The organism is Vibrio sp. Vb339 (assembly GCF_902751245.1).
In the GTDB taxonomy this organism is placed as follows: Bacteria; Pseudomonadota; Gammaproteobacteria; order Enterobacterales; family Vibrionaceae; genus Vibrio; species Vibrio coralliirubri.
Genome location: NZ_CADDIS010000002.1, coordinates 852313 through 877197, shown reverse-complemented (window position 1 = coordinate 877197; position 24885 = coordinate 852313). Strand labels below are relative to the sequence as shown.

Annotated in this window: 22 protein-coding genes and 1 riboswitch; of the genes, 11 read left to right on the top strand and 11 right to left on the bottom strand. The window is 43.5% G+C overall.

Annotation, left to right across the window (positions count from 1 at the left end):
- The first annotated feature begins 53 nt into the window (after positions 1–53).
- Positions 54–2279, top strand: coding sequence for an NADP-dependent isocitrate dehydrogenase (locus HRQ85_RS12545; RefSeq protein ID WP_048612733.1), 2226 nt, complete (start codon positions 54–56; stop codon positions 2277–2279).
- A gap of 334 nt (positions 2280–2613) precedes the next feature.
- Here the strand turns inward: HRQ85_RS12545 and cspD are convergent, their stop codons facing one another.
- A complete protein-coding gene (gene cspD / locus HRQ85_RS12540) occupies positions 2614–2835 on the bottom strand; it encodes a cold shock domain-containing protein CspD (RefSeq protein ID WP_004736548.1) in 222 nt (73 codons plus the stop codon).
- A 585-nt stretch (positions 2836–3420) separates the two neighbouring features.
- Between cspD and clpS the strand changes: the two genes are divergently transcribed.
- Positions 3421–3741, top strand: coding sequence for an ATP-dependent Clp protease adapter ClpS (gene clpS / locus HRQ85_RS12535; RefSeq protein WP_004737430.1), 321 nt, complete (start codon positions 3421–3423; stop codon positions 3739–3741).
- Positions 3742–3780: 39 nt separating this feature from the next.
- On the top strand, positions 3781–6054 hold the full coding sequence (gene clpA / locus HRQ85_RS12530) for an ATP-dependent Clp protease ATP-binding subunit ClpA (protein ID WP_048607331.1): 2274 nt from the start codon (positions 3781–3783) through the stop codon (positions 6052–6054).
- A 208-nt stretch (positions 6055–6262) separates the two neighbouring features.
- Here clpA and infA read toward each other — a convergent pair whose 3' ends face one another.
- From infA to aat, 3 genes are all read right to left on the bottom strand, one after another.
- On the bottom strand, positions 6263–6481 hold the full coding sequence (infA, locus tag HRQ85_RS12525; protein WP_001040192.1) for a translation initiation factor IF-1: 219 nt from the start codon (positions 6479–6481) through the stop codon (positions 6263–6265).
- A gap of 81 nt (positions 6482–6562) precedes the next feature.
- Positions 6563–7261, bottom strand: a complete 699-nt coding sequence (locus HRQ85_RS12520) for an arginyltransferase (protein WP_086775872.1) — start codon at positions 7259–7261, stop codon at positions 6563–6565.
- Positions 7261–7971 (bottom strand): leucyl/phenylalanyl-tRNA--protein transferase, encoded by a 711-nt coding sequence (gene aat / locus HRQ85_RS12515; RefSeq protein ID WP_172379752.1) that lies wholly within the window; start codon positions 7969–7971, stop codon positions 7261–7263. Before aat ends, HRQ85_RS12520 begins: the two co-directional genes overlap by 1 nt.
- 53 nt (positions 7972–8024) lie before the next feature.
- Here aat and HRQ85_RS12510 point away from each other — a divergent pair, with 53 nt between their 5' ends.
- Both HRQ85_RS12510 and aroA read left to right on the top strand, forming a co-directional pair.
- On the top strand, positions 8025–8480 hold the full coding sequence (locus tag HRQ85_RS12510) for a glycine zipper 2TM domain-containing protein (protein WP_172379751.1): 456 nt from the start codon (positions 8025–8027) through the stop codon (positions 8478–8480).
- 162 nt (positions 8481–8642) lie between these two features.
- Entirely contained in the window at positions 8643–9923 is a 1281-nt protein-coding gene (gene aroA / locus HRQ85_RS12505; RefSeq protein WP_017062105.1) for a 3-phosphoshikimate 1-carboxyvinyltransferase, read from the top strand.
- A gap of 61 nt (positions 9924–9984) precedes the next feature.
- Here aroA and HRQ85_RS12500 read toward each other — a convergent pair whose 3' ends face one another.
- Complete coding sequence (locus HRQ85_RS12500) at positions 9985–10230, bottom strand: YciN family protein (protein WP_017062104.1); 246 nt, start codon at positions 10228–10230, stop codon at positions 9985–9987.
- Between the two features lie 439 nt (positions 10231–10669).
- Here HRQ85_RS12500 and topA point away from each other — a divergent pair, with 439 nt between their 5' ends.
- The 4 genes from topA (at position 10670) to HRQ85_RS12480 (ending at position 17581) form a co-directional block, all read left to right on the top strand.
- The gene (gene topA / locus HRQ85_RS12495; protein ID WP_017062103.1) at positions 10670–13300 is read left to right on the top strand and encodes a type I DNA topoisomerase; all 2631 of its coding nucleotides are present in this window, start codon (positions 10670–10672) and stop codon (positions 13298–13300) included.
- Positions 13301–13824: 524 nt separating this feature from the next.
- Positions 13825–15054: a glucose-1-phosphate adenylyltransferase gene (gene glgC / locus HRQ85_RS12490; RefSeq protein ID WP_080582251.1), complete on the top strand. Its 1230-nt coding sequence runs from the start codon at positions 13825–13827 to the stop codon at positions 15052–15054.
- Positions 15044–16498 carry a glycogen synthase GlgA gene (gene glgA, locus HRQ85_RS12485; RefSeq protein ID WP_086969474.1) on the top strand — a complete coding sequence of 485 codons (1455 nt, stop codon included), beginning with the start codon at positions 15044–15046 and terminating at the stop codon, positions 16496–16498. The genes glgC and glgA overlap by 11 nt, the downstream gene beginning before the upstream one ends.
- A gap of 285 nt (positions 16499–16783) precedes the next feature.
- The gene (locus HRQ85_RS12480) at positions 16784–17581 is read left to right on the top strand and encodes an alpha/beta fold hydrolase (protein ID WP_017062100.1); all 798 of its coding nucleotides are present in this window, start codon (positions 16784–16786) and stop codon (positions 17579–17581) included.
- Between the two features lie 131 nt (positions 17582–17712).
- On the opposite strand, the gene HRQ85_RS12475 is transcribed toward HRQ85_RS12480, so the two are convergent.
- From HRQ85_RS12475 to torD, 5 genes are all read right to left on the bottom strand, one after another.
- The gene (locus HRQ85_RS12475) at positions 17713–18030 is read right to left on the bottom strand and encodes a putative signal transducing protein (RefSeq protein ID WP_172379750.1); all 318 of its coding nucleotides are present in this window, start codon (positions 18028–18030) and stop codon (positions 17713–17715) included.
- A 64-nt stretch (positions 18031–18094) separates the two neighbouring features.
- A complete protein-coding gene (locus HRQ85_RS12470) occupies positions 18095–18775 on the bottom strand; it encodes a TVP38/TMEM64 family protein (protein ID WP_059020315.1) in 681 nt (226 codons plus the stop codon).
- A gap of 134 nt (positions 18776–18909) precedes the next feature.
- Positions 18910–19500 (bottom strand): TfoX/Sxy family DNA transformation protein, encoded by a 591-nt coding sequence (locus HRQ85_RS12465; RefSeq protein ID WP_019820997.1) that lies wholly within the window; start codon positions 19498–19500, stop codon positions 18910–18912.
- Positions 19501–19627: 127 nt separating this feature from the next.
- A riboswitch (cyclic di-GMP riboswitch) is annotated at positions 19628–19713 on the bottom strand.
- A 170-nt stretch (positions 19714–19883) separates the two neighbouring features.
- Positions 19884–20888 (bottom strand): HTH-type transcriptional repressor PurR, encoded by a 1005-nt coding sequence (gene purR, locus HRQ85_RS12460; protein ID WP_017062096.1) that lies wholly within the window; start codon positions 20886–20888, stop codon positions 19884–19886.
- Positions 20889–21203: 315 nt separating this feature from the next.
- Entirely contained in the window at positions 21204–21851 is a 648-nt protein-coding gene (gene torD, locus HRQ85_RS12455; protein WP_172379749.1) for a molecular chaperone TorD, read from the bottom strand.
- Between the two features lie 285 nt (positions 21852–22136).
- Between torD and torR the strand changes: the two genes are divergently transcribed.
- A complete protein-coding gene (gene torR / locus HRQ85_RS12450) occupies positions 22137–22850 on the top strand; it encodes a two-component system response regulator TorR (RefSeq protein ID WP_172379748.1) in 714 nt (237 codons plus the stop codon).
- 167 nt (positions 22851–23017) lie between these two features.
- Here torR and elyC read toward each other — a convergent pair whose 3' ends face one another.
- Positions 23018–23869, bottom strand: a complete 852-nt coding sequence (gene elyC, locus HRQ85_RS12445) for an envelope biogenesis factor ElyC (protein ID WP_172379747.1) — start codon at positions 23867–23869, stop codon at positions 23018–23020.
- Between the two features lie 115 nt (positions 23870–23984).
- Here elyC and cmoM point away from each other — a divergent pair, with 115 nt between their 5' ends.
- A complete protein-coding gene (gene cmoM, locus HRQ85_RS12440) occupies positions 23985–24770 on the top strand; it encodes a tRNA uridine 5-oxyacetic acid(34) methyltransferase CmoM (protein ID WP_017063509.1) in 786 nt (261 codons plus the stop codon).
- Positions 24771–24885 lie beyond the last annotated feature (115 nt).

The following is a 24885-nucleotide window of genomic DNA, read 5'->3' as shown; positions in this document are numbered from 1 at the left end:
TTATAACACGCTCACTACTTTAAATGAGCTTGTAAGAACTATAGGGAAATTTCATGCCTACTGAAAAACCAACGATCATCTATACCATTACAGACGAAGCTCCGGCGCTAGCAACTTACTCTCTGCTGCCTATCATTCAATCTTTTACAGCTTCTTCTGGTATTAACGTTGATACTCGCGACATTTCACTTGCAGGGCGCATTATTGCCAACTTCCCTGACTACTTGAACGAAGAGCAACGTATTGGTGATGCATTAGCAGAACTAGGTGAATTGGCTAAGACACCAGAAGCGAACATCATCAAGCTTCCAAACATCTCTGCATCAGTACCTCAGCTTCAAGCAACGATCAAAGAGCTACAGTCAAAAGGTTACGCACTTCCTAATTACCCAGAAGAAGCAAATACCGACGAAGAGAAAGCTGTTAAAGCGACTTACGACAAAATCAAAGGCAGTGCAGTAAACCCTGTGTTACGTGAAGGTAACTCGGATCGCCGCGCTCCACTTTCAGTTAAAAACTACGCGAAGAAGAACCCACACTCAATGGGTGCTTGGTCTGCAGATTCTAAGTCGCACGTTTCAAGTATGGACGACAAAGACTTCTTCGGTAGCGAAAAGTCAGTAACCATTGAAGGTGCTACAGAAGTTAGCATTGAATTCGTTGGCAAAGATGGCGCGAAGAAAACATTGAAGCCAGCTTTTGCACTGCAAGATAAAGAGATCATTGATGCGTCAGTGATGAATAAGGCCGCTTTGGTTGCGTTCTTCGAAAAAGAAATCGCATCGGCTAAAGAGCAAGGCGTACTGCTTTCTCTTCACATGAAAGCGACGATGATGAAAGTATCTGACCCAGTGATTTTTGGTCACGCGGTTAAGGTTTACTACAAAGACGTATTCGCTAAACATGGTCAGCTGTTTGAAGAGCTAGGCGTTGATGTAAATAACGGCATCGGTGATGTCTACGCGAAGATAGCAGCGCTTCCTCAAGATCAAAAAGAAGCAATCGAAGCTGACCTGCAAGCGGTATACGAGACTCAGCCACCACTAGCGATGGTTGATTCGGATCGCGGTATCACTAACCTACACGTACCAAGCGATATCATTGTGGATGCATCAATGCCTGCAATGTTGCGTTCTTCTGGTCAAATGTGGGATCCAGAAGGTAAGCAAAAAGATACCAAAGCAATGATCCCAGATCGTAGCTACGCGAGCATCTACCAAGCGGTTATTGATTTCTGTAAAGAGAACGGCGCGTTCGATCCAACAACGATGGGTAGCGTACCAAACGTTGGCTTGATGGCTCAAAAAGCGGAAGAGTACGGTTCTCACGATAAGACTTTCATCCTTGAAGCTGCTGGTCAGGTTCAAGTTGTTGACGCTTCAGGCGCTGTGCTTCTAGAGCAAGACGTAGAGGAAGGCGATATCTTCCGTATGTGTCAGGTTAAAGATGCACCAATCCAAGACTGGGTTAAGCTTGCGGTAACGCGTGCTCGTGCATCGGGTGTTCCAGCGGTATTTTGGCTAGATGCGTCACGCGCACATGATGCTCAGCTTATCAAGAAAGTTGAAGCGTACCTTCCTGAATACGATACCGATGGTCTTGAAATTAAGATCCTCGCTCCACTTGAAGCGACTCAATACTCACTGGTTCGTATCAAAGAAGGCCTAGATACTATTTCGGTTACAGGTAACGTATTACGTGATTACCTAACTGACTTGTTCCCGATTCTAGAGCTTGGTACATCAGCTAAGATGCTATCGATTGTTCCACTAATGAACGGTGGTGGTCTGTTTGAAACAGGTGCTGGCGGTTCTGCTCCTAAGCACGTTCAACAAGTAGAGAAAGAAAACCACCTGCGTTGGGATTCCCTAGGCGAATTCTTGGCATTGGCTGCGTCTCTAGAGCACCTGAGCGTAGTAACAGGTAACGCTAAAGCACAAGTTCTTGCTGATGCGCTTGATAAAGCAACGGGTGAGTTCCTTGATAACAACAAGTCTCCTTCACGTCGAGTGGGTGAGCTTGATAACCGTGGTAGCCACTACTACCTAGCGGCATACTGGGCTAAGGCCCTTGCTGAGCAAACGGCTGACGCTGATCTTGCTGCTGAGTTTGCAGGTGTGGCAAGTCAACTGGCTGAAAGTGAAGAAGCGATTGTTGCAGAACTGAACAACGCTCAAGGTGTGGCTGGCGACTTAGGTGGTTACTACCTACTTGACGATGCATTGGTTTCAACACTAATGCGCCCAAGCTCAACGCTAAACGCATTTATTGATGCATAGTGATTGGACTCATCGTTAGTCAGTCATGAACGTGATTTGCTAACGAGTTGCTAAGTCTGACAGCTAAGTTATACAGATAAAGTCAAAACGAGAGACGCTTTAACGATAACGTTAAAGCGTCTTTTTTTGTTCTTTTGTAATATCCCCAAGACCTAGCTCAATAAGAATACATCCGCGAACTAGTGGTCTAGTGAGTCACTTTAGAGTTCCCTAAACGAAAAAAAACCGCTCACGTAAGCCTGTATTACAGGTACTAAATGAGCGGTTTCAATATTCTGTTTACCTATCCGCCGTTAATGACGACTGATGGAGGTTAACATGAGTTGGCATTCGCCTATTTTGCGGCGCTGCCTTCTACAGGAACAACGGAGCTAGCATGCGAGCCTTTAGGTCCACTTTCTACTTCATAGTCGACCTGCTGACCAGCCTTTAAGGTTCGATAACCTTCCATTTGTATTGTGGAGTAGTGCGCGAAAATATCGCCGTCTTCACCTTCTGGACAAATAAAGCCAAACCCTTTGGCATTGTTAAACCATTTTACTGTACCTGTAGCCATGCTATACATCCCTCATGCATTTTGTTACTAACGTTGTTATATCAATTGTTGTAAGTGCGATTGATATCATTCCTACCAGCTAAAGAATTTCAGCTAATAGCTTGAATCTCGTACATTGCTTACGGAAATTAACGCTACCCTGCGTAATTATTCCTTATTGTTAATTTTTGAAGCGTGTTACTGATTTTAATTCATGTTGCAAAAATGTATTAAAAAACCTTTTAGCTCCAATGTAGCTAATGATTGAGCACAGTCAATAGTAAATTGGTATAAAAGTGATCAATTTTAATAACAAATCACATTCGAGATTAACTGCAAACTATTAACTAAATAGTAACTTAGCGGTAATCTTATCGTTAGTATCAATAGTTATGGCGTCTTTTTAATCAATCACATATGTTAATCCTGTTAATCGAGATCTTTTATTTGCAGCGATGGAAATGGTGGATTAGGCTCAGTATAGAGGAATATTTTTTGGTACTGTTTCTCGGTGCAGTTTCTTAGTACACCGTAAAGCGTGAATGTGGTAAATTTGAGTTAGGTAAACACTCACGACTTCCGAAAAATAACCCTTAGCAAAGCGATATGAGCAGAAACTTTGAATGGGCATCTCCAGGCTCAGATTTACTGGAGAAAGAAGCAACAAAAGTAAAGCCACCGGCGATGTATAACGTTGTGTTGAATAACGATGACTACACGCCCATGGACTTTGTAATCGAGATCCTAGAGCGATTCTTCTCACTAGATATCGAAAAAGCAACGGAAGTGATGCTCAAGGTTCATTATGAAGGTAAAGCTATATGCGGCACATACAGTGCTGAAATAGCGGAAACAAAGGTAGCGCAGGTCACGATGTACTCAAAGGAAAATGAGCATCCGCTACTATGTACAATGGAGCAAGTATAAATTGCTCGAACAACACTGTTGTTCCCTTAGGAGGTACTTATGCTAAATAAAGAATTAGAGACGAGTTTAAATGGCGCATTTGCTCGTGCGCGAGACAAGCGACATGAATTCATGACTGTCGAACACCTCCTACTAGCATTATTAGAAAATGATGCGGCCAAGGAAGCGCTCCAAGCTTGTCAGGCTGATCTCGATGCTCTTCGCAATGAGCTCGATATTTTTATCGATCAAACGACCCCACTTATCCCTGAAAGCGACGAAACTCGCGAAACTCAGCCTACGTTGAGCTTTCAACGAGTACTTCAACGCGCTGTTTTTCATGTTCAATCTTCAGGTCGCAGCGAAGTAACAGGTGCTAACGTACTTGTGGCTATTTTTAGTGAGCAAGAATCTCACGCGGCATATCTTCTTAAGAAAAACGACATTAGTCGCTTAGATATTGTTAACTTCATCTCACACGGTATTACCAAAGCGAGCAACGAAGGCGACAGTCCTTCATCATCCGATTCATTTGGTGGTGCAGAAAATGCTGAAGAAGCTAACTCTGAAGACCGTTTAGAAAATTTTGCTACTAACCTTAACGAAGTCGCAAAGCAGGGCAATATTGACCCACTAATCGGTCGTGACAAAGAGCTAGAACGCACTATCCAAGTTCTGTGTCGTCGTCGTAAGAACAACCCTCTGTTAGTGGGTGAAGCGGGTGTAGGTAAAACTGCCATCGCGGAAGGTCTTGCATGGCGCATCGTTGAAGGACAAGTACCTGAAATCATTCAGAGCAGCGTAATTTATTCTCTAGATATCGGTTCACTATTAGCCGGAACTAAATATCGTGGTGACTTTGAGAAGCGTTTTAAAGCGATTCTTAAGCAACTGGAGAAAGAAGAAGACGCGATTCTGTTCATCGATGAGATCCACACCATTATCGGTGCCGGGGCTGCATCGGGTGGTCAGGTTGATGCGGCAAACTTAATTAAACCACTACTAAGCAGTGGTAAATTACGTTGCATCGGTTCAACAACGTACCAAGAGTACAGCAGTATTTTTGAGAAGGAGCGTGCTTTAGCTCGTCGCTTCCAGAAAATCGATATTATTGAACCTTCACTAGACGATACAACCAAGATTCTGATTGGCTTGAAGCCAAAATACGAAGCCCACCACGAAGTACGCTACACCAACAAAGCGTTGCGTGCCGCTGTGGAATTGTCTGCTAAATACATTAATGAACGTCACCTTCCAGATAAGGCTATTGACGTAATCGATGAAGCGGGCGCTCGTAGCCGTTTGGCACCTGCAAGCCGTCGTAAGAAAACGGTAAGCGTGGCTGATATTGAGTCAATGGTTGCGAAAATGGCGCGTATTCCTGAGAAGTCAGTATCGTCTTCAGACAAAGATACACTGCAGAAACTGGATGACCGCATGAAAATGTTGGTATTCGGACAAGACCCTGCAATCGATGTATTGAGCGAAGCGATTAAGCTGACCCGTGCTGGATTGGGTGCAGACAATAAACCTGTTGGTTCATTCTTGTTTGCTGGTCCTACTGGTGTCGGTAAAACAGAGGTCACTGTTCAGTTGTCTAAGTTGATGGGTATTGAGCTTCTGCGCTTTGATATGTCTGAGTACGGTGAGCGTCACTCTGTGAGCCGCTTGATCGGTGCACCTCCTGGTTATGTTGGTTACGATCAAGGTGGTCTGCTAACTGATGCCGTAATCAAGAACCCGCATTCTGTTGTGTTACTGGATGAAATCGAGAAAGCTCACCCAGATATCTTTAACTTGCTACTACAGGTAATGGATAACGGCACGTTAACTGACAACAATGGTCGCAAAGCGGATTTCCGTAATGTGATTCTAGTGATGACGACCAACGCAGGTGTGGCTGAAACCGAGAAGAAATCGATCGGCCTGATCCAACAAGATCATGCGCCAGATGCGATGGGCGAAATCAAGAAGGTATTTACTCCTGAGTTCCGTAACCGTCTTGATAATATCATTTGGTTCAACAGCCTTGACCCTAGTGTGATTAGTCAAGTAGTTGATAAGTTCATTGTCGAGCTTCAGGTTCAACTGGACGCTCGTGGCGTGTCTTTAGAGGTTTCTGAGGATGCTCGTCACTGGTTAGCTGATAAAGGCTATGACAAGACCATGGGTGCTCGCCCAATGGGGCGTGTGATTCAAGAGAAGCTTAAGAAGCCACTTGCTAACGAATTACTGTTCGGTAGCTTGGTTGATGGCGGCACGGTTAAAGTATCCCTGAAAAAAGACGAATTGGATTTCATCTATGTTGGTGCGAAAGAAGAGGTTATGCACTAACGAAGTGAACGATAATTCAAGGGCTTAAATTTAAAACGCATGACTTCGGTTGTGCGTTTTTTTATGTTTGCGAGATGCGAGATGCGAGATGCGAGATGCGAGATGCGAGATGCGAGATGCGAGATTGATGTGCTTGTGTAGTAAAAAGCTCAGGCAATAAAAAACGGAGCCTTAAGCTCCGCTTCTTATTGTATTCGCTAATTAAAAATTAACGAGCACGGAAGACGATGCGGCCTTTAGAAAGGTCGTATGGAGTCATCTCAACAGTTACTTTATCACCAGTAAGAATACGGATGTAGTTCTTACGCATTTTACCAGAGATGTGTGCTGTCACTACGTGACCGTTTTCAAGCTCAACACGGAACATTGTGTTTGGTAGAGTATCAAGGACAGTGCCTTGCATCTCGATTACGTCTTCTTTAGCCATCTAATCCTCTTTCGAAATTTGGCGGTTTTCAACGGCTTGATTGTGCCGTTAAAATCAAAATATGTAAAGTTGTCGCGTATTCTACCCTTGCCACCGCTGATTTACTAGCCTTTGATGACGTTGAAATCGTACTTTATAGTTCATCGCAGGGCATTCATCGATTTGATAACCCAAATATAACCATTGTTTTTGCTCTTTCTGGGCATGTTGGATCTGAAATAAAACGCCAAGTGTTCCCATCGAAATGTCTATATCAGGATCGAAGAAGGTATAAAACGCGCTCGTACAGTGAGCCATGATGTCGGTTACGGCGATACCAACCAACTTGTTCTCTTCGTAGATGTGCATGAACTTTGTAGTAAGCCACTCATTTTTAGAGAATTGTAGAAACTCTTCTTTCTTGGGTGGGTACATGGTTCCCGAACGGTGACGAGCGGTGATATAGCGACTGTATAAGTCAAACCAGTTGTCATCCATCTCATCTTTCAGCTCCCAACGCAGTGATTTCCCTTTGTTAAGGATCCGTCGTTGGCTTTTGGAAAGCTTAACCTCAGGAATTGAAAGCCGAATCGCTTGGCATGCTGAGCAATTATCGCAATGTGGCTTGTAAATGGTCGTTCCACTGCGGCGAAATCCATTCGCAAGCAGAACTTCATAGTTATCTGAGGTGTGCATGTGTTCATCAAGCGTGACCGCCACTCTTTCTTCGAGGTGAGGTAAGTAGCTGCAAGCGTGATTGTCTGTTAATCCAATTCTGATTTGTTGTAAATCTGGATTCATTAAGGCATTTCCTTTAGCCATTGGGTTTGAAAGCATGCATCGTTAACGGAGAATTCTTTGAGTAATTGCAGGGAACCTAGGAATTCATCCCTATCAACCTCGATAGCGCCTAAGGATTCCAAGTGAGGGTTCATGACTTGGCAATCAATCAGTTGTCCGCCGAATTGTGTAAAGTGTTTACAAAAGTACCACAGCGCAATTTTAGAGGCATTGGTCTTTAGGCTGAACATCGATTCACCGCAAAAGACTTGGCCTCTTTGTAAGCCGTAAAGTCCACCGATCAGTTCATCATCTTGCCAAACCTCAACCGAGTGGCAGAAACCTAATGAAGCGAGTTTGCGGTAGGCTGACTGCATGTCGCTGTTTAGCCAGGTTTCTTCTTCGGGTCTTAGTGAAGAGCAATAACCAATTACTCTGTCCGTTGCTTGGTTGATGCTGACTCGGTAATTGTGCTTTCTTTGAAACTTTTTAAGACTTTTTGACGGTTCGAATGTCTTAGGATTAAATACCGCTCGCGGTGCAGGGCTCCACCAAAGTATAGGCTCACCTGGGCCATACCATGGAAATATACCTTGGCTATAAGCGTTTAAAATTCGCATTGGTGATAAATCACCACCGAAGGCGAGTAGACCGTTGGGTTCATCAAGCGCGTCGAAAGGCGAAGGAAACTCTATACTGGTAGTATCAAGTTCGGTTAGGTATATAGTCATAAGTACCGCATTACAGATTAATCACTGACCAAGAGGTCTTTAGGAGTTTTACCATGAAGAAGTTGCTTTGGATTTTACTTGTTTTGCCCATGTTGGCAAATGCAGCTTACAACAGAAACCAAGCTCGACCAGTAAACGAGGTGGTTTATGGTGAGATTGATATGGTCAGATACATCACCCAGCAAGAGATCGTTGAGTCGAAAGCGAATGGTTGGGAAACCTTGTTAGGTGCGGCGATTGGTGGCTTGATTGGTAATCAGTTTGGCGGCGGCACCGGTAAAGAAGTGGCGACAGCTGTCGGCGCAGTAGCGGGCGCGGGTATTGCTCGTAACCGAGGTAACACACAATATAAAGTAGAGTACAAACTGGTCGAGTTATTGGTCAAAACCAAAGACGACAAGCTGGTCAACATCATCCAAGATGTCGATAACTCGATGTTGTTCAACCGAGGCGATGATGTACGAATTCTCTATTTTTCAGATGGTGTTCGAGTCGATCTAGTGTACTAGTATGTAAATACGATTGATTGGCTAATTAATCATCGGTTTGAGCGGGATTAGCTCTGGAGTTCGTTGGAAAAGTTCGTTAGTCTGCAAGTACGAAGAATTATTCATCACCCGAAAATAAATACGCGCCAGTGACTTCGGGTGGTACAAGGACTATAAGATTTAATGGAAAGCCTTACGTTACAACCAATTCAAAAAGTGAACGGGGAAGTTAACCTACCTGGTTCAAAAAGCGTTTCCAACCGTGCACTTCTTTTGGCTGCACTTTCTACGGGAACCACTCGCCTAACAAACTTGCTAGACAGTGATGATATTCGTCATATGTTGAATGCATTGACTCAGTTAGGTGTTGATTATCAGTTGTCTGCAGACAAAACCGTTTGTGAAGTGACAGGTGTTGGTGGTGCATTTTCAAGTGACAAAGCCCTAGAGCTTTTCTTAGGTAACGCGGGTACGGCGATGCGTCCGTTGGCGGCTGCACTATGTTTAGGTCGCGGTGAATACGTTCTTACTGGTGAGCCTCGTATGAAAGAGCGCCCAATTGGCCACTTAGTAACAGCACTGCGAGAAGCCGGTGCCGACGTTGAATACTTAGAAAATGAAAACTACCCGCCATTGAAGATCACAGGTACTGGTCTGAAGAGCGGTACAGTTTCTATCGACGGTTCTATCTCTAGTCAATTCTTGACGGCATTTTTGATGGCTGCGCCCTTAGCTGAAGGTGAAGTGACCATTAAAATTGACGGTGAATTGGTTTCTAAACCTTACATCGATATTACGCTGCACATCATGAAGCAATTTGGTGTGGACGTGATCAATAATGATTACCAAGAGTTTGTGATTCCTACCGGGCAATCTTACTCGGCACCGGGTGATTTCTTGGTTGAAGGTGATGCATCATCTGCGTCATATTTCCTTGCAGCTGCTGCTATCAAAGGTGGTGAGATTAAGGTCACTGGTATTGGTAAAAACAGTATCCAAGGTGATATCCAATTCGCTGATGCGCTTGAGAAAATGGGTGCGGAAATCGAATGGGGTGACGACTACGTTATCTCTCGTTGTGGCGAGCTGAAAGGCATTGATATGGACTATAACCATATCCCAGATGCTGCGATGACTATTGCGACAACCGCATTGTTTGCGAAAGGCACAACGGCAATCCGTAATGTCTACAACTGGCGTGTGAAAGAGACAGACCGCTTGGCTGCAATGGCAACAGAGCTACGTAAAGTCGGCGCTGAAGTCGAAGAGGGTGAAGATTACATCATTGTTAACCCTGTGGCTGAACTGACTCACGCGGCGATTGATACTTACGATGATCACCGTATGGCGATGTGTTTCTCGCTGGTTGCTTTGAGCGATACGCCTGTGACGATTAATGATCCAGGTTGTACGTCAAAGACATTCCCTGATTATTTCGACAAGCTGAAAATGCTAAGTCTATAAAAATGCTTAGTATGTAAAGGTTTAGGAACAAAAAAGCTTGCCTAAGTGGCAAGCTTTTTAATTATTGCTGAATTGTAAATTCTTTCGAAAGGTGGTGCGCTAAGTATTTAAACATGTTAAATACCGCGGTTGTATTCTCGGTCGGCATTCCATTGCTGTCTAAGAAGTATTCACCTTTGAAGACGAGTACATCGTCTTTTTCTACTACGCTGTTTGCGCGCATGCCTTCAATGTAGTCATCATGTGATTGGATAATTTGGTTTGCGATAAGCAGTAAATCAAATTCTGCTATTACTTTCTTTGTCATGAGTTTATCTCTGATAACTGAATATAACGTTGAGTTTATGGTGTCGAACTAGAAATTCAATGATTTCACAACCGATTAAGAGAGTCTTTTCAAACATCCACAATTTATTTTGTGATTTACGGCAAAAATAATTGAATGGGGCTCGCGTTAGATTCGCGGACAAGCTTAGTATGAGCCCGTTTAGACGTAATGCCTGATGAATAGGCTCTTGCAAGTATTCTTAGTGAGTACTTTATAGCTTCTTTATATTGTGACCCTTTTATCTATGAGTCGTCGAATTGTCGAGCGATCAGATCCAATTTTGAAAAAAGCGGTTGATCTTCTAGTAATCTCGCACAATAGTAAAAAAAGAAGCAATGAATTTAGAATATCATGCGTAAAAGCCCACAAGCTAAATTGTTGGTGCTGAAGCATCGTGATTAAGGACGTTAGAGTCAATATGGGTAAATCGCTCGTTATAGTGGAGTCGCCAGCCAAGGCTAAAACTATCAATAAATACCTTGGCAAAGACTTTGTCGTTAAGTCGAGTGTAGGTCACGTACGTGATTTACCAACGGCGGGTCAAAGTACTGGTCAAAAGGCTGCTGCAGTTTCAACCAAGGGTATGAGCCCAGAAGACAAAGCTCGTATCAAGAAAGAAAAAGATCGCAAAGCTCTTATCAAAAAGATGGGTATCAATCCATATAAAGAGTGGGAAGCGAACTACCAAATCCTACCTGGTAAAGAAAAAGTCGTTGCTGAATTGCAAAAACTGGCTGAGAACGCAGACCATGTTTATCTCGCAACCGATTTGGACCGCGAAGGAGAAGCTATCGCATGGCACCTTCGTGAGATCATCGGTGGCGATGAAACGCGATACAAGCGAGTGGTTTTTAACGAAATCACCAAGAATGCTATTCAACAAGCTTTCGAAACTCCAGGTGAGCTAAATATTGATGGCGTAAACGCACAACAAGCACGACGTTTTATGGACCGTGTTGTTGGCTTTATGGTGTCACCTCTGCTTTGGAAAAAAGTAGCACGAGGCCTGTCCGCTGGCCGTGTTCAATCAGTAGCGGTAAAACTACTGGTAGAGCGTGAGCGCGAGATCAACGCCTTTATCCCTGAAGAGTTCTGGGATGTGCATGCTGATACTAAAACAGCAGAGAAAACCGATTTTAGACTGCAAGTAGCGCAGAAAGACGGTGTTGCGTTTAAACCTGAAAATGAAGCGCAAACACAAGCTGCTGTTAGCGTTTTAGAAAAAGCGCAATACGAAGTATGTAAACGTGAAGACCGCCCAACCAAGAGTAAGCCGTCTGCACCTTACATCACGTCGACACTGCAACAAGCGGCGAGTACGCGTCTTGGTTACGGCGTAAAGAAAACCATGATGCTGGCTCAACGCCTGTATGAAGCGGGTTACATCACTTATATGCGTACTGACTCAACCAACTTGAGCTCAGAAGCGGTAGAAGCCGCTCGTGAATACATTGGTTCGGAGTACGGCGCGCAATACCTTCCACCTAAAGCACTTGTATACGGCAGCAAAGAGGGCGCTCAAGAGGCCCACGAAGCGATTCGTCCTTCAAGTGTAGATGTTAAGTCGGAAGATCTAAACGGCGTAGACGCAGACGCACACAAGCTTTACTCGCTAATTTGGAATCAATTCGTAGCGTGTCAAATGACGCCAGCTCAATACGATTCAACGACAGTAAGCGTTAAAGCCGATGAGTACACGTTAAAAGCGAAAGGTCGTATCCTTAAATTTGATGGTTGGACTCGTGTTCAGCGTCCAATGGGTAAGAACGAAGATACGATCCTTCCAGCAGTTCAGATCGGCGATAAGCTTGATCTGATCGCGCTAGACCCTAAACAGCACTTCACTAAGCCACCGGCTCGTTTCACTGAAGCGGCGCTAGTTAAAGAGCTTGAGAAGCGTGGTATTGGTCGTCCTTCAACATACGCATCTATCATCTCGACGATTCAAGATCGTGGTTATGTAAAAGTTGAACAGCGTCGTTTCTATGCTGAGAAGATGGGTGAAATTGTTACTGACCGTCTAGACGGCAGCTTCAACGACCTAATGAACTACGACTTCACTGCTCGTATGGAGCAGAAGTTGGACCAAATCGCAGAAGGCGAAGCAAGCTGGAAAGGCGTGCTAGATAACTTCTTCGAAGACTTTACTGGCGATTTGGAAAAAGCAGATTTAGACGAAGACGCTGGTGGCATGAAGCCAAATCATATCGTGGAAACCGATATTGAGTGTCCGACTTGTAGCCGTAAAATGGGTATTCGTACTGCTTCGACAGGCGTATTCCTTGGTTGTTCTGGTTACGCACTTCCACCAAAAGAGCGTTGTAAGACAACAATCAACCTTGGTGATGAAGAAGGCATTATCAACGTGCTTGAAGAAGACGTTGAAACAGCAGCACTTCGAGCTAAAAAGCGTTGTCCTATTTGTGAAACGGCAATGGATGCTTATCTGATTGATGATAAGCGTAAGATGCACGTATGTGGTAACAACCCGAACTGTGAAGGTTATGTGGTTGAGCACGGCGAATTTAAAGTGAAAGGCTACGATGGTCCACTTGTTGAGTGTGACAAGTGTGGTTCTGACATGGTTCTGAAGAACGGTCGTTTTGGTAAATACATGGACTGTACGAGTGAAGATTGCAAGAACACTCGTAAGATTCTGAAAAATGGTGAAGTTGCGCCACCAAAAGAAGACCCGGTGCATTTCCCTGAACTTCCTTGTGAAAATTCAGACGCGTACTTTGTTCTTCGTGATGGTGCTTCTGGTCTATTTATGGCTGCGAGCAACTTCCCTAAATCACGTGAAACACGTGCACCATTAGTGGAAGAGTTGGTTCGTTTTAAAGACCGTATCTCACCTAAGTTCCAATACCTAGCATCAGCGCCAGTTGCTGACCCTGATGGTAAGCCGACAGTGGTTCGTTTTAGTCGTAAGACTAAAGAAAACTACGTTCGTACTGAAGTCGATGGAAAACCGTCCGGTTGGACTGCGTTGTACATCGACGGTAAGTGGGAAGTTACGGATAAGCGTAAAAAGCCGAAAGAGAAGTAACTGAACGTTATTGATGAAAAAGCAGCCTAATGGCTGCTTTTTTTTGATCTCAATATGACTAATTATGCAACTTGTTGACTTGGTGTTTCGTCGGCGGGAATTTATTAAATTCACACCGCGAAATAAATGGCGTTAATTAATTATATCTTCTTATGCAACTTTAACGAGAATGTAACTTAATTAAAATATTGTAACTCACAGATCAGCGTTTAGTTGTATACCTGATGTGTGTCGGGTGTTAATGTAATGTTTCGTCTGGACGGTGTAGTGTGAGCTGCTTTAAGTCTTAGGAAAGCAATCAGCTTACGTACCACAGAATGGCGTATTAAAAATTGAATTCGGCCGAAAAGTCGATAACGTATATAAAACCAAGTGCAAAGAATAGTGCACACATAACAACGTTTGGCTTAGGATATTGTCACTGTATGTGAATGGATATTCGCTAAATACCGAAATAAGTGTTGGTGCTCATCCCCCTGAGGAAGATACCTCTACGAGTACTAACATCGACAAGCTATAGATATATGGAGAATAAAATGGCTGGTGTATTGGGAATGATTCTTGCTGGTGGTGAAGGCTCTCGCTTAAGACCTTTAACTGAATCTCGCAGCAAACCCTCGGTTCCTTTCGGTGGTAGTTACCGCTTAATTGATTTCGCTTTGAACAACTTCGTTAATGCTGATCTAATGAAGATCTACGTATTAACACAATTTAAGTCACAGTCACTGTTCCACCATATGAAAAAAGGCTGGAATATCAGTGGTATAACAGACCGTTTTATCGACCCAATTCCTGCGCAAATGCGTAAAGGAAAGCGTTGGTATGAAGGCACAGCAGATGCTATCTACCAAAACATGGGCTTTATGGAGTTGGAAGAACCTGATCAAGTATGTATTTTTGGTTCAGACCATATCTATAAGATGGACATCAAACAGATGCTTGATTTCCATAAAGAGAAGAAAGCGGCTCTAACAGTATCAGCATTGCGCATGCCGCTTGCTGAAGCATCAGAATTCGGTGTTATTGAGGTTGATGCTGACGGCCGTATGATTGGCTTTGAAGAGAAACCTGCAAATCCGAAGTCGATTCCGGGCGATCCAGAATCAGCGCTCGTTTCAATGGGCAACTACGTGTTCGAAGCGAAAGAGCTTTTTGCTGAACTAACGGAAGATGCTGATAGAGAAGGTTCGACACACGATTTCGGCAAAGACATTATTCCAAACATGTTCCCACGTGGTGACGTGTTTGTTTATGATTTCAGCACCAACCGTATTACTGGTGAGAAAGAAGAAGTTTACTGGCGCGATGTAGGTACGATTGACGCGTACTGGCAAGCGCACATGGACCTTCTTAAGAAAGATGCGCCATTCTCGCTATACAACCGTAAATGGCCTCTACACACTTATTACCCTCCACTACCACCAGCTACGTTTACTGATTCGGCAAATGGTCGAATTCAGATCATTGATAGCCTTGTGTGTAGCGGTAGTTATGTACGTGGTTCGCGTATTGAAAAGAGTGTACTGGGCTTCCGCAGCAATATCGCATCAGCGTGTGATATTAGCGAAAGTATCTTACTCGGTGATGTAAAAGTGGGTGAGGGTTGTATCTTGCGCCGCGTTATCATTGATAAAGATGCAGATATCGCACCGGGTACACAGATTGGTGTAAATCTGACAGAAGACAAAAAGCATTACCACGTATCTGACGATGGTGTAGTAGTGATTTCTAAAGGAGCACGAGTTGGTTACTAAGACTCTCTCTGTACTTTTTGTAGCGTCTGAAGTTGAAGGCTTGATTAAAAGTGGTGGCTTGGCTGATGTAGCCAAGGCACTGCCGAAAGCGTTGCAAACACTCGAACAGGACGTTCGAGTGACTATCCCCGCATATAGAAACATTCCAAACATTGATTCAGCAGAAGTTATTTTATCGACTGAACTCGATCATTGGCCTCATACGGCTTATCAAGTTAAAAAACTGAGTGTAGAAGGCGTTCCAGTTTTTGGTATTGAATGTGCCAAGTATTTCGACCGCCCGGAAATGTACGCAGAAAACAATCAAGCTTATGCTGATAACGGAGAGCGCTTCTCGTTCTTTAGTGCAGCCTGTCTTGATATGCTTCCTAAGCTTGGCTTCCAACCGGATATCATTCATGCAAATGACTGGCATACTGGTTTCGTACCTTTCTTGCTTAAATCGCGTTACCAACAACACGATTTCTTTGAAAATACGCGCAGTGTTATCTCGATTCACAATGCGGTTTTCAAAGGTGTGTTCGCATACGATGAACTTCAATTCCTGCCAGAGATGCACAGTTACCATGCGCCTGAAGCTTCAGTGAGTGACACTCATGTCACTATGCTAAGAGCTGGCGTGATGTGCGCGGATAAAGTGAACGCAGTAAGTCCTACCTATGCAGAAGAGTTGAAAACGGAATTAGGTAGCCACGGTATGGCTGCAGAATTCCAACACAGATCGGCTGATCTGTTCGGCATTTTGAATGGGTGTGATTACGGGGCTTGGAATCCGGAAACTGATGCTTTCCTACCTCGTAAATACAAAGCGACCAAGCACAGCATGGCTCGCGGAAAATCAGCTTGTAAGCAAAAACTGCAACAAGATGTAGGTTTACCCGTTGCCGACTGCGCGGTTTATGGCATGGTTTGTCGCTTGACGAATCAAAAAGGTGTTCATTACTTACTGCCTATCATCGAACAGTTTTTGAAAAATGATCTGCAGATCGTGATTGTCGGTACTGGCGATCCGGTTTTAGCGAGTCAATTGAAAGAGCTATCAGCGCTTCACTCAGATAAGTTCTCGTTCGTGGAAGCGTACAATAATGAACTTGCGCACTTGGTTGAAGCAGGCTCTGATTTCTTCTTGATGCCTTCGGAATTTGAACCGTGTGGCTTAAACCAAATCTACAGCATGGCTTACGGTACTTTGCCGATTGTTCGTTCTGTGGGAGGTTTAAAAGACAGCGTGAATGATTACGATCAGGATCCTGAAGTCGCGACTGGGTTTGCTTTTGAAGAGCCAACACCGCAAGCGTTATTAGCTGTGTTACATCGTTCATTACTGCTTTACGCACAAAACCCATCTGAAATTAAGCGTGTTCAGCTTTATGCGATGCAGCAAGATTTTAGTTGGGAAGATGCGGCTAAAGAATACCTAGCTATGTACCATTCAGCATTTTAACTTGTTGACTTAGTTTTAAAATTAGCTGGCGAGCAACAACCGCTCGTACTAAATGAAGGCGCTCTAATTGTAGAGTGCCTTTTTGTTTCCTGGTCAGAGCACATCACGTTTACGAAGACAAAGCTTGCAAACTCATTTTAGTCAGGTAGAAAAGGTGAGGTAGGTATTCACATGACTAATGATAGGTTTGACACTATTATCACTTAAAGTTCTTAATAGCGTGATATCCTTAGTCATCGCCTCGTGATGAGGCATAGCTCCATTCCAATAATTAAAGCGATAGGTATGTCTGAGAGTTTACTATTTCATAAAACATTTACTCACCCTACGAGCGATGAGTGGGTTGTATTTGTGCATGGCGCAGGAGGCAGCTCCTCCATCTGGTTCAAGCAGATCAAAGCGTATAAACAGCATTTCAACTTACTTCTCATTGATCTGAGAGGGCACGGTAAATCAGACAATATACTTAAAGGGCTGATTTCGAATCGTTATACGTTCAAATCGGTGACGCTTGATATTCTTAAAGTGTTAGACCATCTTAAGATCCGATCTGCACATTTCGTTGGCATGTCTTTGGGCACGATTATTGTGCGTAACGTTGCCGAGTTAGCGGCTGGCCGTGTACGTTCAATGGTACTGGGTGGCGCTGTCACCAAGCTAAACACTCGCTCTCAAGTGTTAATCAAGTTGGGTAACCTCAGCAAGCACATCATTCCTTACATGTGGTTATACAGCCTTTTTGCTTATGTTGTGATGCCACAAAAAAGCCAAAAAGAGTCTCGTCATCTTTTTATCCGCGAAGCTAAAAAGCTGTGTCAAAAAGAGTTTAAGCGTTGGTTTATCTTAACGGCTGATGTAAACCCATTGATGAAGTATTTCAAAGACAGAGAATTGCCGATCCCAACTCTTTATTTAATGGGCGAACGTGACTACATGTTCATTAAGCCTGTAAAAGAAATGGTCGCAGCGCATGAGTCGAGTGAGCTAGTAGAAATTCCGAATTGTGGACACGTGTGTAACGTGGAAAACCCTGAAGAGTTTAATCAGCGTTCGATTGCGTTTATTCAAAAACAAATTCAGTGATTTTCTAGACGCGAAAACAAAGATGATGGTTGAATCGAATTGAAATAAAAACGGGAAGCTAACTTTAGCTTCCCGTTTTTATTTGGAGGAGGTATCTGACCGAATCGCTCTATAAAGTCACTGAAACCTTGTTATTCAGGTGAGGCGGCACCGCACTGCCAGCACGAGCCGAATTGCGCTTCGTTGACTTCATGACACTCACCACAACGCCACTCTTCATAGATGATCGAATCTTGCTGCTTTTGGTAGTCATTTACGAGCATGCGAGCTTTACTGGCCAATTCTGGCTCATATAACCATACGTAAGGGTCAGTTTCTTCAGTGAATGGGATTTCCCCCTTTAATCCGAACAACCCCTCACCACGGACTTCACAGGCAACATTCTCGCTTTCTAACAATCCACAGATGATATGAGCTTCTGTCGGATTCGATGCACTGAAGATTTTCATTGAAATAGAACCTTATTCGGCTATCTGTGTTATTTAGATATTATAAACTATTCTGCTATATACATTATTCAGCTACGGGTGCTGAGCGAAACTTACCCATCAACCATTTAGCCACTATTGGGAATATCCCCAATAATGCAAATGACAATAGTACTGAAGGGGAGACGATGCCCGAAAGTGAATCAATTTCTGCGAGCTGAGTACCAGCATTCAAGAAAACCGCCGTCCCCGGTAACATCCCGATTTGACTCGTAAGGTAGTAACGACTCACTGACATGGGTGTTAGACCCATCAATAGGTTGATAAGGAAAAATGGGAATACAGGAATCAGACGCAGAGAAAACAGGTAAAACGCGCCGTCTTTTTCAACCCCCTTGTTAATCGTCGCCAATTTGTCACCAAATTTGGTTTGAATCCAGTCACGCAACAGGTAACGGCTACTTAAGAAGGCTAAGGTCGCACCGATGGCACTTGCGAAAGATACCAGCAGCAAGCTATTCCAGAAGCCAAATAGCGCGGCGCCTAACAGGGTCACAACAGCGGCACCAGGAATGGAGAAAGCCGTAATCATGACATACGCGACAAAATAGATAGCGGCAGCCGCTATAAAGTTGCTGTCAATGTAGTCATTCAACACAGCTTGTTGGGCCTTAGCATTTTCAAGCGTTAAGTACTGGCCGAAATTGATGCCTAACAACACGATGGTTACGACCAACACAATACCCAATATCATTTTCTTACTCATTGATACTTCCTCTAAATTTTCAATGCATACCGATAGTATAGATAGACAGGCAAAGCATAGATTAACTTTCACCAGATATAAAAAAAGCCGCAGTAAATGCGGCTTAGTTATGTATATTGATTGCACTGACAAAGTTAATTGACGCGATTGATAAGCTCTTCGCGACGCTGCTGCGGTATAACAGACCAATGTGTACCATTGATCGCGCCTTCTAGCGCCCAAAGTAGTTCAATACTGACAGAAGACGCATGCGATTCTTTGATGGCGTTAAATGCGTTTACAGAGCCAGATTCATATAAACGTTCTACAGAATCGATCCCTGCCTTTTTCAACATACGCTCGGTAGCGAGTCGAAGATTCGGCAGATCTTTGAGTCGGGTCGGCTTAGCAGAAGACTGCTCAGCTTTTTCTTCTTTAGCAAAACCTAGAGACGTGGTTGCAAGCTGCAAGATTTTCTCTTGGTCTTGCCAGAGGCCTTCAGGTAAAGCGAAATATTTAGTAACGACAGGGAAACCACGTTTTTTGTAGACGTACGGTTGAAACCCTTGTTGTTCGAATTGTTTCGTTGTGCCTTTGTCTGCGCGTATGTGCAGCTGGTCATTTACAACCAGAGCAAACATAGTGTCATCAGCAAAAAGACCGAAGCCACCAAACATTGAGCGTGATTTTATTTTTCCTAGGGACTCAAATAACTTCATCGAGTCCTTTAGTATCGGTTTATCCATGTTATTTATCTCGGTGTATTTGAACTACGCCACCAAATAAGCAGGTCCGAGAGATTAGCAAAATGTTGCAATTAAATTGTCAATAAGCCGTAAATTACTAAATTATTAGTAGTTACTGCATTTTGCCATCGGTAACCCCGCTACCATACCAACGAGTGGTTTAGGCCGGAAGCTTTGCGTCTCACTCTTTCGAGTGGTTTGCCCTGTGCGTGACTGATTGAATAGAATAAAGTTTTTGTTGAATGAAGCTCACAGTTGATATTTCAAAATGTGACATTGCTTCAATTAATGATCTTTCGTTTATGCATAAAGGTTCATTATAGTTGCTGATAAAAAAAGCGCACCTAAAGGTGCGCTTGATGAAATTAAACTCGAATTATCAATTAATTTAACGTTTTAACTGTACTTCGTTCAACAATTTCAGGGTGCATTTCGAAGACGCGTTTTTCGTGGTCTTTGTCTTTGATGCGCTCTAATAGAATTTCGAATGCATTCTTACCAACACGACGTTTTGGTTGGTGAACGGTCGTTAGCGGCGGAGAGAAGTATTCAGCGAGTTCGATGTTGTCGTAACCGATCACTGAGATATCTTCTGGAATGCGAATGCCTTTTTCTTGTAGGCGGCTCATTAGGCCGAGTGCCATTGTGTCGTTAAAGCAGAATACCGCCGTTGGACGATCTTCCATCTCAACGATTTGTTCTGCAGCAAGAACAGCCGTATCACACTCAAAGTTGCCTTCGATGATCATATTTTCATCAGCAGAAATCTTTGCTTCGTTCAGTGCGCGCTTGTAACCGGCAATACGTTCAACACATGCTGCTTTGTCTAAGTGGCCACTTAAACATGCAATCTTAGAGTGACCGCGTTCAATAAGGTATTTGGTTGCTAGGTAGCCACCTTCTTCTGAGTTATCGATGATCTTATCAGCCTGAGAGCTCTCAGGCCCCCAGTCCATGATAACTTTAGGGATGTCAGCGTGACGGTCCAACATCTCTCTTAGTTCTTCAGTTAGGTCAGAACACATAACTAAGATGCCATCTACACGTTTCTCTGCAAGCATTCGAATGTAGTCACGCTGCTTCTCATAGATACCGCCCGTATTACACAGGATCAAAGTGTAACCTTGACGGTAGCAGTAGCTCTCAACACCATCGATAACTTCAGAGAAGAATAGGTTAGTTGATTGAGTCACTAGCATGCCGATAGTGCGTGTTGTATTGCATTTCAAGCTACGAGCAACAGCACTTGGTGCATAGTTCAGTTCATCTACGGCTTTGTTTACTTTTTCTTGAGTTGCTTCTGCAACAAAGCGAGTTTTATTGATTACGTGAGAAACGGTTGTTGTTGATACGCCGGCTAAGCGAGCGACATCTTTTATAGTGGCCATGGTTTTATCCTATTAGAAGCTACTTTCCCAAAGTACGGAATAAAGTAGCCGTTAAGCTACCTAATTAAGAGCTTAAATTTGTAGGGCTCTTTGGGTACTAAAGTGCTAAAAAACAAAAAACCGCTATTGAGCGGCTTGTCTTAACACCGAAATGCTCTGAACTTTAATAAGCATAGCATTTCGTGAATGTTTCATATTTTATCGTTTGCGGTCACAATTTTAGACTGACTAGAAATTACTCGCAATAAAATTCACCCAGAAATCCGGGTGAATTGTCACATTCTACTGAATTTATTTACCTAGTCATCCAATAAGCTATTCACCAGCTAAATATTGAGTGTCTAATTGACAGAATGCGAGTAGCAAAGATGAGACACTAGCGTAGAAACCGAATTCATCAACGTCATGACATTTCACGTTGAACTTTGGTACCCAAGTCAGCAATTGTTGTTCGATAAACTGCTGTTGAATGGCAAATGAATTCTCTAGCTCTTCTTCAATATCCGTTTCGTTTGAACGAATGATCAAGTTACCAAGGAAATCGAGTTCGATAGCAATGTGGTCTGCTGGCTCTTTTAGATCTTGGTTCACGACTAAGTTGTGCTTAGCCATGATCTCTTCCATATCTTTTGCTGGCTTATCATTCAAAAGGCCAGTTTCGCCGATATACATAGAAGCGTAAGGAAGAGCGCCGTGTTTATCTGTCTTTAAGAAAAGGTCGCAAAAGTCTGCAGACAGTTCTAGCTGGGCATCTTCACGTGTTTGTAGACGGTTCAGCGCATCCACTAACTTATCAATCGCTGGCTTTAGTGTTTCATTTTCGCCTAAACCAGTTAGGAAAGAACGAATTTCAACAGAGTGGTAGTGATCGAGTTCTTCTTGAGTGAGCTCTTTGGCAAATAAGCTTGATAGCCACCAGTATATTTCTGCTCTTTGCTCGTTGAACGCTTTCGTATCTTTCATTTGTTAGATCCTGACTTAGTCTTGTGATGTTGCTTATAGGCATCTTGAAATCACTTGGGCATAAGCACACCAAGGCTGAATAACAAGGTTATTTGCGAAACGCAAAGTTACTCGTTAGTAGTAATGCCTATATTGAATTGCGATGGACGATAAATAGCAAGGTTTAAGATTGTCTTGTATCAAAAAAAATCCATGTTTCTGGCTTTTATCTTCTGTACCACTAGAATTGTTACTAGTTATGAATAGAATAGTCACTGAAACTATTAAATAAGAAAAGTGGTGTAGATGAGCTATCACGTATTAGTCGTAGAAGATGATGTGGTAACCCGCAGTAAACTGGTTGGATACTTCCAGAACGAGGGTTACACAGTGAGCGAAGCAGAAAGCGGCGCTCAAATGAGAAACGTGTTAGAAGAAAACAACGTTGACCTTATTATGCTGGACATCAACTTACCAGGCGAAGATGGATTGATGCTAACTCGCGAATTACGCAGTCAATCAGACATTGGAATTATTTTAGTTACTGGACGCACGGATAGCATCGACAAAATCGTTGGCCTTGAAATGGGCGCTGACGATTACGTTACTAAACCCTTCGAACTTCGCGAGTTATTAGTTCGAGTTAAAAACCTACTTTGGCGTATTTCTGCCGCTCGTAAAACAGCTGCGGGCACAGTCGAAGAAACATCAGATGAGTCTGTGGTTCGTTTTGGTGAGTGGACATTTGATATCCCTCGTCGTGCGTTAAGCAAAAACGGCGAACCGGTGAAACTGACCAAAGCAGAATACGAACTGCTAGTGGCTTTGTCTTCTTACCCTAACCAAGTATTAAGCCGCGAACGTATTCTGAATATGATCAGCCACCGAGTGGACGCGCCTAATGACCGTACTATCGACGTACTGATTCGTCGTATGCGTGCAAAAATGGAGTTCGATCCTAAGAACCCACAAATCTTTGTGACGGTTCACGGTGAAGGTTACATGTTCGCTGGTGATTGATTTCCTTCGGGAGTGATTAATCAACAACGACATTTAAACGTAAAAAGCCGAGACATCATTGATGTCTCGGCTTTTTTATTACTTAGCTTTTATTGTTAACGACCAGAGAATCTATAAATATATTTGGCGACTCTGTCTGATCAGATGAGCTTAAAGATTCAATCGGTTTACTGAGGCTGGGCCGCAGAAACCTCACCGTCATCTTCAATTAAGCTGGAAGCCTCTGGAATAACCGGTTCTTCAACAATGTTATTGCTTGTATCAAGCCAATCACGCAGGCTTTGCCAAACCAATCCCATGGTTTCGTGCCAGTAACGCTCAGTCTGCTCAAGATAGATCGCCTTTGGCATGTACTTATTCCAAGGTTGCAAAACCCCTTGTTGAGCAAGGTAGTTGGTTGGTGCCGGCAGTGGTTTCATGCCAGCAGCATTGAATTCGTTCAGTGCGCGAGTCATATGGCTCGCTGAAGTCACCAACACCATTCTTTTATTCTTAACGAATGCAGCGGCTTGACGGGCTTCTTCCCAGGTGTCTTTTGCTGTTTCAAGCAGAATGATGTCAGGCTTTGCGACGCCAAGAGCTAGCGCTACTTTAGCCATCATTCTTGCATTACTGACTTCAGTAGCTCCGCCATAGCCAGACAAAATAAGTTTTGCACCAGGATAAAGACGTAGAATACGAATCCCTTCACTTAAACGCATCAGGCCGGTGCGGCTAAGTTCTGATGTCGGTGGAATTTGGTCGTCTACGACGTGACCACTTCCGAGAACCATCACATAATCGACAGTTTCATCGACAGGTAAAAATGCGGTGTGTTGCCTTTCCATTGGCATTAAAAGTTGACTAGAAACTGGTTGGAAAGCGATTAGGAAAATACCACATAGGGCTGAAAGGGTGATTAGGCAACCAGTCTTCCTTTTGGTAGTAAACATCACTAGGGCTAAACCCAGAAAAGCGAGAATTAACATTGCTGGCAGTGGCATCAATAGCGAAGACACTACTTTTTTCAGCTCAAACATATCCGAATAGTCCGAAAAAACATCACTTAGTAGTAAAAAGAGACATCGCCTCTTTATTCCTGAAATTCCTGTGACAGAATAGCAGGCACGATAGGACATAATAACTCAAGTAGCCGTGACTGAAGACCGTAATTTCGACGATATTGCCCACAAATTTGCAAAAAATATTTACGGCTCTGACAAAGGAGAGATCCGTCAGATCATCGTATGGGAAGATTTAGAACAAGCTTTGAGCAAGTTTGAGCAATCAGCTTCGCCGCTGCATGTGCTTGATGCTGGAGGTGGCCTTGCACAGATGTCGCAAAAAATTGCGTCGCTTGGGCATAACGTTTCTCTGTGTGATCTCTCTTCTGAAATGCTGAAGCTCGCAGAAGAAAGTATCAGCGAAGCGGGTTTGCTAGAGCAATATCGATTTATTCATTCACCAGTACAAAAAGTCGCAGAACATCTCGATGAAAAAGTCGATTTTGTGATGTTTCATGCCGTAATGGAATGGTTAGCCGACCCTAAAGAGGCGCTTGATTTATTGCTTGAACAAGTTAAACCGGGTGGCGTTGCCTCGATAATGTTTTACAACCACCACGGATTAGTCCTGAAAAATGTGATTTGTGGCAACATTCCTCATGTATTGAATGGGATGCCACATCGAAAACGGTTTAAGCTGCAACCACAAAAAGGCTTGAAACCGGAAGAGGTTTATCAATGGATAGAAGACGCTGGTCTAGAAATCTGTGGTAAATCAGGCATTCGCTCTTTCAGTGACTACATAGGTAATATGGAGTACATGGGCGATTACCAATTTGAAGATGTATTGGAACTGGAAAAACAGCTATGTCGCCAAGAGCCATATCTGTCACTAGGCCGTTATATTCACGTTTGGGCTCAAAAACCTGCGCAATAACAGCGGTGAATGTGGTAAAAGAAGCCACAACATGCGCTATGCAATCGTAAGAAGCCCGCGTCATAAAGAAATAGGCGTCATATCTAATACATTCGATATGACGAAGAACAGTAAC